This is a genomic window from Zhongshania aliphaticivorans, assembly GCF_902705855.1.
Classification (GTDB): Bacteria; Pseudomonadota; Gammaproteobacteria; order Pseudomonadales; family Spongiibacteraceae; genus Spongiibacter; species Spongiibacter aliphaticivorans_B.
In genome coordinates, this window is sequence record NZ_CACSIJ010000012.1 from 148839 (window position 1) to 163166 (window position 14328).

General features: G+C 50.9%; 10 protein-coding genes. 5 read left to right on the plus strand and 5 right to left on the minus strand.

Annotation, left to right across the window (positions count from 1 at the left end):
* Window positions 1-74: 74 nt before the first annotated feature.
* Window positions 75-2171 carry a rubber dioxygenase RoxB gene (roxB, locus tag GVJ32_RS07795; RefSeq protein WP_159239497.1) on the minus strand — a complete coding sequence of 699 codons (2097 nt, stop codon included), beginning with the start codon at window positions 2169-2171 and terminating at the stop codon, window positions 75-77.
* 121 nt (window positions 2172-2292) lie between these two features.
* Between roxB and GVJ32_RS07800 the strand changes: the two genes are divergently transcribed.
* The gene (locus GVJ32_RS07800; RefSeq protein WP_159239498.1) at window positions 2293-2931 is read left to right on the plus strand and encodes a TetR/AcrR family transcriptional regulator; all 639 of its coding nucleotides are present in this window, start codon (window positions 2293-2295) and stop codon (window positions 2929-2931) included.
* Window positions 2932-2945: 14 nt separating this feature from the next.
* On the opposite strand, the gene ggpS is transcribed toward GVJ32_RS07800, so the two are convergent.
* Entirely contained in the window at window positions 2946-5219 is a 2274-nt protein-coding gene (gene ggpS, locus GVJ32_RS07805) for a glucosylglycerol-phosphate synthase (protein ID WP_159239499.1), read from the minus strand.
* A gap of 394 nt (window positions 5220-5613) precedes the next feature.
* Between ggpS and doeB2 the strand changes: the two genes are divergently transcribed.
* The 4 genes from doeB2 to GVJ32_RS07825 are packed head-to-tail and all read left to right on the plus strand — an operon-like array spanning window position 5614 to window position 10786.
* Window positions 5614-6807, plus strand: a complete 1194-nt coding sequence (gene doeB2, locus GVJ32_RS07810) for a N(2)-acetyl-L-2,4-diaminobutanoate deacetylase DoeB2 (RefSeq protein ID WP_159239500.1) — start codon at window positions 5614-5616, stop codon at window positions 6805-6807.
* Between the two features lie 54 nt (window positions 6808-6861).
* The gene (locus tag GVJ32_RS07815; protein WP_159239501.1) at window positions 6862-8100 is read left to right on the plus strand and encodes an aspartate aminotransferase family protein; all 1239 of its coding nucleotides are present in this window, start codon (window positions 6862-6864) and stop codon (window positions 8098-8100) included.
* Window positions 8097-9368: an ectoine hydrolase gene (gene doeA / locus GVJ32_RS07820; protein WP_159239502.1), complete on the plus strand. Its 1272-nt coding sequence runs from the start codon at window positions 8097-8099 to the stop codon at window positions 9366-9368. Before GVJ32_RS07815 ends, doeA begins: the two co-directional genes overlap by 4 nt.
* Window positions 9369-9424: 56 nt before the next feature.
* The gene (locus GVJ32_RS07825; RefSeq protein ID WP_159239503.1) at window positions 9425-10786 is read left to right on the plus strand and encodes an NAD-dependent succinate-semialdehyde dehydrogenase; all 1362 of its coding nucleotides are present in this window, start codon (window positions 9425-9427) and stop codon (window positions 10784-10786) included.
* A gap of 186 nt (window positions 10787-10972) precedes the next feature.
* Here the strand turns inward: GVJ32_RS07825 and GVJ32_RS07830 are convergent, their stop codons facing one another.
* The 3 genes from GVJ32_RS07830 to GVJ32_RS07840 all read right to left on the minus strand — a co-directional run bounded on the left by GVJ32_RS07830 (window position 10973) and on the right by GVJ32_RS07840 (window position 14324).
* Complete coding sequence (locus tag GVJ32_RS07830) at window positions 10973-11149, minus strand: ribbon-helix-helix domain-containing protein (RefSeq protein WP_200841371.1); 177 nt, start codon at window positions 11147-11149, stop codon at window positions 10973-10975.
* Between the two features lie 305 nt (window positions 11150-11454).
* Window positions 11455-12876 (minus strand): pyruvate kinase, encoded by a 1422-nt coding sequence (gene pyk, locus GVJ32_RS07835; protein ID WP_159239504.1) that lies wholly within the window; start codon window positions 12874-12876, stop codon window positions 11455-11457.
* Between the two features lie 191 nt (window positions 12877-13067).
* Window positions 13068-14324 carry a flavin-dependent monooxygenase gene (locus GVJ32_RS07840; protein WP_435808071.1) on the minus strand — a complete coding sequence of 419 codons (1257 nt, stop codon included), beginning with the start codon at window positions 14322-14324 and terminating at the stop codon, window positions 13068-13070.
* Between the last annotated feature and the right edge of the window lie 4 nt (window positions 14325-14328).

The window sequence follows — 14328 nt, forward strand, 5'->3', positions numbered from 1 at the left end:
CAAACCTGCTTTGGTCTCTTATCATTAATATTAATACTAGCGCTCAATTTCTGTGGCGCTATTTCACTCAACACTTAAAGCGTTTTTAGGTATTCCTTTATCGCCCGCCGCTCGGTGCCTGTCAGTACACTGGTAAATTCGTGACCGCTATTTCCTTGGCTATAGAAATTAGTGTTATAAATTTTCCGCTCTTCAATTTGTTGGTTGCTGGCGATAGGTATATTGATTAAATTCCAAGCCAAACCGCCATTGCCCCACAACAACGAAAGTGCATCCTGCAAGCTTGCGCCATTGGGATCGAGGGGATTGCAGTCAATTCCTGGGGTAACCACACCAATTAGCGGTATGGGCAAACCCGAGCCGCATTCCACCGTGTCGTAATGCCAGCCAATTTTTTCAGCGTCATAGCCCGTCTTAAAGCTGTAGTCAAAACCCATCACGACCTTACCGGCTAAATCGGCTGGTGCATCAACAGAACGACGACGCCAAATAGCAGGCCGCGAAGCTGGATTTAATACACTTTCTATATCTGGCACCGAGCCATTGTGGAAATACGGCGCAGTTGCCCACACCCCATAGAGTGGCGGTGCTAAATAGCCCAGCTCGCGATCGCCGCGTAGCGACTCATCGGCCCAGTCACCACACAGCGATACGCCGTCATCGTTGAAGGGGCCGTCTGAATAGGCAAACCAGTTATTTCTCGAATATTCTGCTACCCGTTGGGAGTTACCATTTAAGCGCGCTGGATCGGTATTGATAATATCGATAGGCGTGATATACGCCGCTATCCCGTCCAGCAAGGGTGAATCCAAATAGGCTTTATCGTTTACATAACGCGGTGAATACGCACCGTGACAACTTGCGCATGAGCCATTACCACCCTCAGGCCGCGATACAGGATTATTCAAACTTGGCGCCCACAGATCTTTAGCGTGAAACAGTACAGCCCCCGCTTCTGCTAGGGCAACGTCGATATCACCCAAAGCGGACTCAGGCCAAACCGGCGACTTTAATGAGCTTATCCACGCATCGCCATCTTGCTGATTGTCCAATACCCACTGTTTTGCCGCTTCAATGTCATTGAAGAAATCTGGGAAGTGGAATGACAATTCAATACGCTTGGAGTCGACAACCTGACCGCCGTCATAAAACTTGGCGGTGCGACTTCCCACATTCCACCAAACTGGTGGATCTTCAGTGCCGGTTGAGGGCTCCGCTTGTATGGTGAGATAGGACGGAATGCTTTCGTAGTCGGCGAGGGTCAACACCCCAAAAAGCTGGAAGTTGGTGATATTGCCGGTACCCCGTACCTTATTCTGAGAAATAATTGCCAGCGCGGCTTGCTGTGGCGCAAGACGCGCCAACTCAGAAAACATCACCGTAATATCACTGAGACTATTGGTGCCGTACATCGGCCCCATGCCCTCGGCCTCGTCGGCCATGCCAACCGCACCACCGTGACAAATACTACAAGTCACATTGAGCTGACCAGTCCACGTTCCATCTGTTTTGCGGAGCTGGGTTATGCCCATTGGCAGCTGACCGCTACCACCACCGTTTGCATTCGGGTCTTCACCTGATAATGGATAGGGATTGCGAACCACCGACAGAGGCATCCCCCAACGCTGAGCCACTAACTCGTCATACTGCGCTGGGCGCTCGCTCAAACTCCACACAGACTTCCACATTTCAGCATAGGCATCGGCAGGAAAGGAGTAACTGGACTCACTGGCATCGCCAGAAAAGAAACTTGCCGCACCGGGCCGACCTTCAGCCGCAACCAGTGCTAAACCGTGCTCTTCACGCTGGCGCAGCTCCCTGCAATTTGCAGGTTGATTATCGTCTTGGCAGGTTTGCCACCACGCGTTCATCAACACCGCTTTATTTTCGTTTACCCCCGGCACCACCATTTCGCGGGGGTCGGCTGGAACCGGCGTACTGTCAGGCTTATTTTCACAGTAGTCATGCCAGTAATGTCCTCCACGTCGACTCACCAGCAACTCTTGTGTGGCTGGGTTTGAACCGGAATCCCCCCCGCCATTGCTGTCACCACCGTTATTACCACCATCCGTTACCGGCGGTGGCTGCGGAGAAGGGTTGCTCGATGAGCCGCCGCAGGCACTCAGAATTAGCACCGAACATGTCGTTACAAGGAATAGGAATTTCTGCATTGCTAGCCTGCCTCACGCTATTTTTATTGTTATCTTTTCTCAAACTACACTAATGTACTTTTGTATGCTTTAGTGATTTGTACATTTGTATGTTATCTAAGTCAAGTGCTATGATTCCGCCATGACCGAAATCGCCGCCATCACTTCTGCCATCTCCGCCGCTAGATCACCGCAGCAAGCCCGCGGTCGCCAGCGTTTTGAACGCATACTCGAAGCAGCTGAAGAACAACTCATCCAACGCGGTTTGAGCGACTTTTCTATTCCCGAACTAGCATCGTCATTAAATTGCACGCGAACCAGCATCTACCATTTTTTTCCAACACCTTACGCCATCCTCAACGAGCTAACGCGGCGGCACTTAATTACGCTGGAAGAAGAAGTAGAAAAGCTGAGTTATACGATAGAAGGGAAACCTTGGCAGCAAGTTATCGGCGAGGTCGCCGATATTGTGGCCGATTACTACAACCAGCACCAAGCCGCCCGCATCCTTATATTGGGCAGCGTCGCGAGCCACGAAAGTCATCAGGCTTTGCACCTAACTATTTCGCATATTGGTCACCATGTAGACACCTTGATGCGCGCAATTGGGGTGATCTTACCTAGCGACAATCCCGACGCCAAAGCACTAGTAGTAGAACTTGGCACCGCCTGTTTACGGCTATCGTATTTTCTCCACGGCGAAATCACCCCTGCGTATCGGCGGGAATGCGCCGTTGCGATGATCGCCTACTTAGAGCGTATTATTCAGCAGAGCGAGTAAACCCGTATTAAAGGCTAAGCCACTTTGCAGGGCAGCTCGCTTAGTAGCGATTTTTCACTACGCCGACAAGCATCCACCGCACTCATAAATTCGTCGCCCCACACATTAATGTCATTGTGCTTAACAATGTCGTAAGCCTCCCGCATTCGGCTGCGCGCCTCGTCGCGATTAAGTGTTAGCGCCAAATAGCAGGTTTTCACTAACTCACTTCGGTCGTGGGGATTTGCCAAAATAGGCCCACGTAATTCTGCAGCGGCTCCGGCAAATTCAGACAAGACCAACACACCTGCCCCATCGGTCATCCCCTGGGTGGCAATATATTCTTTGGCGACCAAGTTTAGGCCGTCCCGCAGCGGTGTAATCCACATCACATCCGCCATGCTGTAATAAGCTACCAATTCGGCAAACGGCAAGCTGCGGAAGAAGAACTGCAATGGCGTCCAACCCACTTTGGCAAAGCGGCCATTTATACGCCCCACGGCCTGCTCAATGTGATTTTGTAAATCACGATAAATCGTCATTTCACTGGCGGCGGGTACACAAACCATCATTAGCGTTACTTTGTCGTGCAGATCTGGATGCTCATCCAATAAGCGCTCATAAGCCTCAAGCTGTTCGATTATGCCCTTGGTGTAATCCAACCTACCCACCGACAAAATCATGCGAGTGCCGTGCAGCTCTTGCCGCAATTCATCCATACGCTGCTGGACCTTTTCCTCTTTCAAGGCATTCTCTACCCGCTTCAAGTCCAAACCGACCGGGTGTGCACCCAAACAAATACGGCGATCATTCACCTTAATTTCAGTGCTCATTTCATCCAAACCTACCGCACAGCCGTAGGTGAAAAAGCGTGGCGCACAATTCATTTTTGCCGTGACTTCCAAAGGTGTTACGCCTCGGGCCACGTCGACAAAATTCTCGGACTGGCGGGGAATATGAAAGCCAATATAATCGCACTGCAGCAAGCTGCCGATTATGTCTCGACGCCAAGGAATGACATTGAACACATCCGCCGAGGGGAAATAAGTGTGGTGAAAAAATGCAATAACAACGTCTGGACGTAGCTCGCGCAAATATGCCGGCACCATCCACAAATTGTAATCGTGTATCCAAACCGTTGCGCCTTCTGCAGCTTCTGCGGCGGCTGATTCTGCAAAGCGTCGATTCACATCGAGAAACACTTGCCAGTGATCTTCTCTAAAAGTGGCCCGCTCCCAAAACGTGTGTAACGTAGGCCAAAAGGCTTCTTTAGAGAACTTCTTATAAAAAATATCGACGTCGCTTTTACTCAAGGCCACCCGCGACGCGACAAGATTGGGATATTGAGCCGTATCAACTTCGGTATGGGTTTCAAACTTACCGTCGGTCGGCTCGTGAATAGACCACGCCACCCATGAGCCCGCACGCCCATCAGCAAAAAAGCTCATCAGCGTTGGAATAATGCCATTGGGCGATGTGGGCTTGCGGCGAATGGTTTGGCCATTTTCACGAAACTCTTCATAGGGAAGACGGTGATACACAATCACCAAATCAGACTTTCCCGGCACTGCTACATCGCGCTGTTCTGCCTCCATACCAGCCGTACCGAGAAAGCCAAAATGCTTAAACGCTTGCAGTATGCCACCACAACCCGGTTGCTCAGCGTGATAGACACGTGCTCTATTTTCAGTGCTTTTTAGCAATGCTGGCTCAGAGTCACCCACGCAAACCCCGATAAAACCATGCTCGTACATAGAGAGGTCATTTAAAGTATCGCCGGCCACCAAGACATTTTCATCGCCAATACCTAGCAGCTCGACTAAGCCTCGTAGCGTAGAGCCCTTATTGACTCCCTTAGGCAAAATATCCAAATACAAACCAGCCGAATACAAGAGTTCGCAATCTAGGTCGCGCACCACGGCTTCAAGCTCGCTGCTAATGGCCTCTGCGCCACAAAAGAAGGAGAAGCGCCGCTCCTGAGGAACATCCTGACGTTGTAAATTTGGGATATGTGCCACCGCTTGTTCAACCACATGCTCACCCGGCCAACGTTTATCAATATCGCCCTGTAGTGGTTGAATAGCTTGCTGGGTATGACCATCTACGACGGTACAACCCACGTCGCAAATAATGTAATCAGGTTCAGGAATCGTTGGATCAGCAAGCAGCGGTAACACCGACTCAAGCCCGCGACCGGTGACAAAGGCCAGTTTGATTTCGGGATGAGCCGCAATCAACTGATAGAGTTTAAGGCGTTGATCGTTATCGCCCGCTAAAAATGTACCGTCTAAATCCGTTGCTAAAAGCATTTCAATACCTGCGTTTGAACGCAGAGCCCAGCTCCCACCAGACTCCGGGTGCTGTTACAAAAATTCATAACACCAACATACTACACAGCCACACTACATAATGATTTATATATATTGCGCCGTGCTTACTTTGAACACAGAGAAACATGCAGAAACTGTGCCGACCAAAAACAAGAAAACACTATAAATCCAGCTGAAAACACCACAATGTATAACGATACGCAGTTTAAAAAATATTGAAATTTTATCAAAAAAAATAATTTTCATACTTTTTCACACTCTAGCGCACCAACTGATCAAGAATCGCACCAAAGCAGCGCGCTCGAAAAAATTCATAAAAATAGTTAAAAGTAAGTTTGCCCCAACGCAAAAGCTGTGCCACAGTAAAAACGTAATGACTACTTTCTGGCTAGACACTATGGCCGCCGCGCAAACTCTGCGCCGCGACTTACACGCCCACCCCGAGCCCGGCTGGCAAGAGGTTCGCACCGCTGAAACGGTACGCAACGCCCTCGATCGCCTAGCCATACCTTGGCGCAAATGTGCAGGCACTGGCACCATTGCCACCTTACAAGCATCAAACCCTCAATACGGCACTAAACATATTGCTTTGCGCGGTGATATCGACGCCCTTCCCATTATTGAACAAACCGGCAAAGCGTGGTCGTCTACCCAATCCGGCTGTATGCACGCCTGTGGTCACGACGGTCATACCGCCACCTTATTGGCCAGTGCCCAATGGCTAAAACACAATGAACAAAGTCTAACTGGCCCTGTCACATTATTATTCCAACCAGCAGAAGAAGGCGGGCACGGCGCACGAGAAATGATTAACGAAGGCGCACTAGACGGTATCGACGAAATTTACGGCTGGCATAATTGGCCTGCCATACCCTTCGGGAAGCTTGTTTGCCCCGACGATATTGTTATGTGTGGCAACGGCACCTTCACCATTACCGTCATTGGCAAAGGTGGCCACGCCAGCCAACCTGAACTCTGCCGCGATCCGGTACTGGCCGCCAGTGCGATTACCTTGGCACTGCAACAGATTGTGAGTCGGCGCCTAGCGCCACAACAAGCTGCGGTGATCAGCGTAACCTCATTCATGGCTGACAGCGGGCCGACTATTATTCCGCAGCAAGCCGTATTAGGCGGCAGTATTAGAGTGCCGGATGATGCTACCCGCCATCAGATCAACACGCTCATTACCGAAGTCAGCCAGCAAACGGCGCAGAGTTATGGGGTGGAATGCCGTGTAGAAATTACGCCGCGCTATAACCCGACTATTAACCATCCCGCACAAGCGCAGCGCGTTCGCCAGCTATGGCAAGACAGCTACGGCACAGATTCTATCGACCTAAACACCCGCACGCCCATTATGGCGTCTGAAGATTTTAGTTATTACCTCCGAGAAATTCCCGGCGCATTTGCGCTCATCGGTGCAGATGATGGTGACGAACACCATCAAGTGCCCTGTCACAGTCCGCATTACGACTTTAACGACAAATTAATTCCGCTAGTGAGCACATTGTTTTCTCGCCTTTGTGGCGTGACGACGCCCGAAAAACCTGCACAACAAACCATCTAAAAAATAGTACAACGTCGATACGTCGACCGACTTTATTTACAAGAAGGAGTTCGCATGAGTATTTTTGAGCAACGTGAATCAGACATCCGCGCCTATTGCCGGGTTTACCCCGTGGTATTCGACAAAGCCGTAAATGCCCGCCAAACCGATGAAGATGGCAAACAATACATCGACTTTTTTGCCGGCGCTGGGGTGTTAAATTTCGGTCACAACAATCCGCGCATGAAAAAGGCCATGATTCAGTATTTGGAATCAGACGGCGTTACCCACACCCTAGACATGCACTCCACGGCCAAACGCGCCTTTATGGAACGCTTTGTGAAAACCATTCTCGAACCCCGTAACATGAGCCACAAAATGCAGTTCATGGGCCCCACCGGCACCAATGCGGTAGAGGCTGCGCTAAAAATTGCGCGCCGCGCAACAGGCAGGCAAGAAATTGCCGCCTTTACCCACGGCTTTCATGGCATGACATTGGGCTCTCTGGCCTGCACTGCCAATGCCTATTTCCGTGGCGCCGCAGGCGTACCGCTCAACCATGTGTCACACCACAAATTTGGCTGCACAGAGCATCTTGAACAACTCGCCGCTTACTACGCCGATGCCTCCAGCGGCATCACGCCCCCTGCCGCATTTTTAGTCGAAACCATTCAGGCCGAAGGTGGTGTTAACGTCGCCAGTAAAGAATGGCTACAAGGCTTGGCGAAACTTGCCAAAGACGTGGGCGCGCTATTCATTATTGATGACATCCAAGTCGGCTGTGGCCGCACCGGAAACTATTTTAGCTTCGACGACATGGATCTCGACCCCGATGTAGTTTGCCTCGCTAAAGGCGTTGGCGGCATGGGCACCCCTATGGCGCTCAACCTCGTCAAACCCGAGATAGATAAGCACTGGTCGCCCGGCGAACATACCGGCACATTTAGGGGGCAATCTCTATCGTTTGTAGCCGGCTCAGAAGCATTGAGTTATTTCGAAGACGACGAGCTGATGACCGAAGTAAGTAGTAAAGCTGGCGTCATGGCGCGCGCACTCGCGCCGCTAGAGAAAAACTTTAGCGCGGTTGCCGTACGCGGCAAGGGCATGATCCTCGGTTTAGACGTTGGCAGTGGCGAACGAGCCAAGGCGATTGTCGACAGTTGCTTTGCCGACGGCCTACTTATAGCCAGCTGCGGCACGGGTGGCCGCGTGGTTAAATTAATACCACCGCTGACTATTCCGGATGAAGACTTACAACAGGGCCTAGATACCTTGGTTCGCAATACCACCAGAATCATGGAGGCTGCCGCATGATCAATCGTGACGACATGACTTTCCCGTTTGAGGAATATGAACGCCGCCTTAGTGAGTTGCGGCTACGCATTGCCGATCGACGCTTAGATGCCGTGGTGATTTCTGATCCAGAAAACATTATGTATCTAACCGACTACCAAACCACCGGTTACTCCTTCTTCCAAGCCTTGGTGGTGCCCGTAGACGACGAGCCCTTTATGATTACTCGCGCACTGGAGGAGTCAAACATCATCGCCCGCACCTGGGTAGAGCGCACCCGCCCCTACCCAGACACCGGCGATGCCATACAAATGTTGGTGGATGCCTTACGGGAATTTGGTCTATCCAAGAAACGTATCGGCTATGAACGCAATAGCTACTTCTTCCCCGCTTACCAACAAGATCGTATACATACCACACTGACCGAAGCCAAATTATTGGACTGCTTTGGGATTGTTGAGCAAGGACGTATTTGCAAATCACCCGCTGAAATTCAGCTTATGCGTAAAGCGGCCTTCGCCACTGAAGCAGGCATGCAAGCGGGTATAGACGCCTGCCAAGCCGGCGTAACTGAGAATGAAATTGGCGCCGCGATCAGTGCCGCCATGTTCCGCGCCGGCGGCGAACCACCTGCCGTTATGCCTTATGTCACCTCTGGCCCAAGAACCATGATTGGTCACGCCACATGGGAAGGCCGCGCCGTACTACCCGGCGAGCATGTATTCTTAGAAGTTGGCGGCTGCTATCGGCGCTACCACACCGCCATGATGCGCACCGTGGTACTGGGTAAACTCAGTGATTCTATGCATCACGCCCAAGAGCGTATGAAACACGCATTACAGGCCGTGCATGAAAAAGTACAACCAGGAATGACCGTCTCTGACGCCGACAATCTGGTGCGAAATATTATTTCTGAAAATGACGTAGGCGCACGGCTTATCACCCGCTCAGGTTATTCAATTGGCATCGCCTTTCCACCTAGCTGGGACGAAGGCTATATCGTCAGCCTTAAGCAAGGCGAATCTACCGTATTACAACCGGGTATGACCTTTCATATTATTCCGTGGATGTGGGGAGTAGATGGCGATAAAACCTGTGGGATCTCAGACACAATTTATATTACCGATGACGGCTGTGAATCATTTTTCACAATGGACAGAGACTTCACCGTCAAACCGGAACAAGCAGAACCGGCGCTACTAGAGTTTGACGAAGCGCGTAAAAACAAACGTGAAAAAGCCGAGGCCGGCAAAATTGACGATAAGGCCAAAGCAAAAAGCGGCGAATAATATAGCCATTAATTTAAAGCCCTTTTTGACTAAACCAACATCACGATGAGGTAGCCATGCTGATAGCGACAAACCCTTGTAGCGGCAAAATTATTGCCGAATACCCTACCCTCAATAATACCGAACTCCACGAACGTATCGGCGACGCCTTCCGAGCCACCGATCAATGGCAGGCGCGCAGTTACCAAGAGCGCGGGCAAGTGTTGCGAGCGGTTGCCGCTGAACTCCGAAACCAAAAAGACCATCTAGCGAAACTGATGGCAATGGAGATGGGCAAACCCATTAAAGAAGGCACCGCCGAGGTTGAAAAAGCCGCAGGCTGCGCCGAATATTACGCCGAACACGCCGCTGAGTATTTGGCCCCGCAAACGCTGCCATCCGACGCGAGCATTAGCTATGTTTGCCATCCGCCGCTGGGGACATTACTGGGCATTCTGCCGTGGAACGCGCCGCTGTGGCTGGCCTTCCGTTACCTTGCACCCGCACTAATGGCGGGCAACACCTGCGTAATGAAACACGACCCCAATGTGCCGGCCTGCGCAATTGCCATCGCCAAAGTATTCGCCGACGCCGGTGCGCCCGAAAATATTGTGGTAAACCTTCCCATCGAAAATGACACCATCGAAACCGCTATTCGCGATCCACGTATCGCCGCTGTATCCTTCACAGGCTCAGGTAACGCCGGCCGTATCGTTGCGGCAGTAGCCGGTTCAGAAATCAAACCCACGGTACTTGAGCTAGGTGGCTCAGACCCCTGCATTGTGCTCGCTGATGCCAACTTAGAGACAGCGGCTGACATTGCCACCCTATCGCGCATGATCAATGCCGGACAATCTTGCATTGCAGCCAAACGTATTATTGTGGAAGACGCGGTATACGATGTTTTTGTAGAAAAACTACAAAGCCGCATGGCTAAATTTAAATCGGGCGACCCTCTGCTGGCCGATACCGACGTAGGCCCTATCGCCCGCGAAGACCTACGCCAAAACCTGCATCGCCAAGTAACAGCAACCATCAATGCTGGCGCCAAATGTCTGCTAGGCGGCGAGCTAAGCGATGGCCCCGGCTTCTTCTACCCGCCAACCTTACTCATCGATGTAACAGAAGACATGTGCGCGTTTAAAGAAGAAACCTTCGGCCCCATCATGGTTGTTATACGTGCTGCCGACGTTGAAGAGGCCGTGCAGCTCGCCAATGAAACCCCCTATGGCCTCGGCGCCGCAGTCTGGACAGCTAATGCCGAACTTGCCACCAATATCGCCAATCGCCTAGAGGCGGGTCAAGTTGCTATTAATGGCATTGTCAAAACCGACTCACGCCTACCCAGCGGCGGCATAAAAGGTTCTGGCTACGGCCGCGAACTTGGACCGCATGGAATTCGGGAATTTGTGAACACTAAGCAAATTTGGGTGAAGTGAAATACCTACTTATCCGCCCGATCAACACCTCACTCGTTGCAAGTGTAGACCCAAATATCGACGAGATTGGATTCCGCCTCCGGCGTTATTTCAAGTCCAAGTACTACTCTGCAGCCTTGATGCGTTTACGTTCAGCCCTTTTAGCAGCAGACATATCTACTAGCGGACGTAATTTACCACTGGTTCTCATCCTTCTTTGAGCGCCTGCCTAAGCTCTAAAAGGCGCTCCTGGAAATATTGATCCTGTCTGATGAAATGGAGGATGTATTCACTGTCATTGCCGAAATGCCCACCATCAACCTGACACTTCACCCAGCTTTCTTGTTGTTCCGTTCGCGTGATAGTTTTCCGATGCATGCTCATGGCAGCCCCTAAACCAACCCGAAAGTATGACAATATCGTACTAATACCTAGCCACAAATCAAACTAGCTGTGATTTTATGTTCACCAATGTGACTATTCGGCCAATATTTAGGTGAAAATCACCTCAAACTGCAATAGAAAGTAAATACTCAGTGTTTATGATCAGTACATGATGCGAAAGTGTTGTTAGCGTTGAGGGAATTCAACACAATGCTGGCTTCCACACTTTTAACGAGGGCAGCGCTTACGAAATTTCATTAATTATCCGAAAGCGCCTTCAATTAAAATAATTCAAACTGACGGAATCAATTCACCCGCACAATTTTTAAGGTGTTGGTGTGCCCATCTACACCGACCTCATCCCCCGTTGTACCCAAAATCAGATCATCGGTTTCAACGTAGCCGCGCGCTCGAATTGCCTCCACACAGGCGGCAACGTCTATGCCAGCCGAATCGCTGGCGACGGCATAAACACCACGGTATAAACTTACCCGGTTGCAGGTATCTGGATTGCGGCTAAAGGCAAAAATAGGAATTCCCGACGTCAGCCGCGACATAAGCAATACGGTTCTGCCGGTTTCTGTCATTGATACAATCGCCTTTACACCCACTTGGTGGTTTGCTGCGTAGACAGCACTCATTGCCAAGGTTTCTTCTACAGTGTCGAATTTCCGTTCAAGCCGATAGCTAGATTTACGTGCTGATGGGTAGAGTTCAGCACCTTCGCAGTTGCGGGCCATGGCTTTGACGGTTTCTACGGGGTACAGGCCGGAGGCGGTTTCTGCCGATAGCATTACTGCGTCGGTGCCATCTAAAACCGCATTCGCGACATCAAAGACCTCTGCACGGGTAGGAACTGGGCTGCTCACCATGGATTCCATCATTTGTGTTGCAGTAATAACCGGACGGTTTAATACCCGCGCACGTTTAATAATATGCTTTTGTAAACCTATCAAACTCGCATCGCCAATTTCGACACCGAGATCACCCCGCGCGACCATCACACCATCGCAGGCGCGAATTAAGTTATCGAGGTGTTCATCGTTGGCAACAGCCTCGGCCCGTTCGATTTTGCCGATGATATGGGCAAAACAGCCCGCACTTTCTAATTTACGCCGCGCATCTTCAATATCTTCTGCGCTACTAGGAAAAGAGACCGCAATAAAATCAAGGCCAATCTGGGCCGCCAGCTTGATATCTTCCATGTCTTTATCGGTCAATGCCGGCGCCGACAAGCCGCCGCCCAAGCGGTTAATACCCTTGCGAGACTGTAATTTACCCACGCTCTCTGAGCGGCAAAATACTTTTTCCCCTTCGACACGATCTACACTCAAGCGCAAACGGCCATCGTCTAGCAGCAACACGTCGCCCGCACTAACCGAGCGCGCCAAGGGTTCATAATCAACACCGATATGTGCGGCATCACCCTCGCCATCTGCGAGCTCAGTGTCCAAAATTAGCTCTGTGCCTTTTTTAAGCTCGATGGGGTCAACCGCAAGCTTGCGCAGACGAATCTTCGGCCCCTGCAAGTCACCCAGCAGGCCAACATAAGCCCCAGCTTCGGCGGCCAATTCACGAATCGTCGCGGCGCGATCAGCATGCTCTTCCGCTGTACCGTGAGAAAAATTCAATCGAAATACGTTTACTCCGGCGCTGATCATCTCAGCGAGGGTTTCCCGAGAATCACAAGCGGGTCCGACGGTGGCCACAATCTTAGTTCGACGCATGAATACCGCTATCCTTAAAATAAATAGTTAGGAAAAACCCTATGTTACACCTCTGATTCGCAGACAGCGACTAAGCTTATGGGTAGATTTTATGACGCTATGAATTCTTCAATTAAAAATGCTCAAAATTTGAGCAATAAAAAACCCAGCAATGCTGGGTTTAAAAATAACGCAATTGGCCGAAACGCGATTTACACGAAGAAATCGCCGTTTTCCATTCCCAAGCCCACACCACCTAAATTGCGCGCAAAGCTTGTGGGGTTATTCGCCACATGCGCACGCGCGGTGTGAATATCGAGAAAACGCTGCTGAATTTCGCTATCCAAAAATACCGACTGCCCGCCCGCCACTTCAAACAGGGAATCAACAATCTCAATACTCTTGGTGATAACCAAAGAGGCGTGATAGCGGTAGCGAACTCGGTCTTCCAAGGGAACAGGTTTCCCCGCCTCCACCAAGGCCATCATCGAATCGAAATTGCGGAATAACAGTGCCTCCATTTCGTCGATGCCATTCAACGCCGCAGCGATGCGCTCCTGTACCTGGGTATCGCCAGCCAGCTTGGTTGGATCGCCACTGGCCTTGTTCAACACCGCATGTTTATAAAGATCGACGGCGGCCTTACAAGCGCCAATCGCCGGCGTACATACAACACGAATAAAGGTCTGCGCCCAGGGCAACTGATATAACGGCGCGGTGTTTAATGCTTGGCCGGGATTTGTGCAGGCAAAACCATCAGTCTGCTTATGAGTCATATAGTCCGGCACAAAGACATCATTTACCGCAATATCGTTGCTGCCAGTTCCCTGCAGCCCCATCGACTGCCAGGTATCGATAATTTCATAATCACCCTTGGGCACTAAAAAGGTTCTGTAACCATCGCCCGGAATTATCGCTCCCAGCAAGGCCCACGTGCAGTGATCACTGCCGCTAGACCAGCCCCAACGGCCACTTAATTTAAANCCGCCATCCACTACCGTCACCTTGCCCATCGGCGCATAAGATGAGGAAACCCGTGTATGGATATTGTCGCCCCAAACAGCTTGCTGGGCACGATCATCCATAAGCGCAATTTGAAAAGCGTGGACGGCAATAATCCCACTCGCCCACGCCGTTGACATACACGCTTCCGCCAATGCAATTTGCATGCGGAAAAAATCCTGTGGCGTCAGCTCAAGCCCACCGTAACGCTTTGGCTGTAGCGCTAGAAAAAAGCCAATATTCTGTAATTCATCTATAGAGGTCTGCGGCACCTTACGCAGCTGCTTTGTCTCTGCCGCCCGCTCGCGCAGACGCGGCTGCATATCGGTAATTGCCGCCATCATTTCTGCAACTGACAAGGCTTTCGTATTGTTCTTAGCTTGCGCTACGCTCATCGGACTTCTCCTGTATTCATTCTTATTGGCGAGGCGAAAATCAAATAGTGAACAGCCCGACCACGATATCATTCTG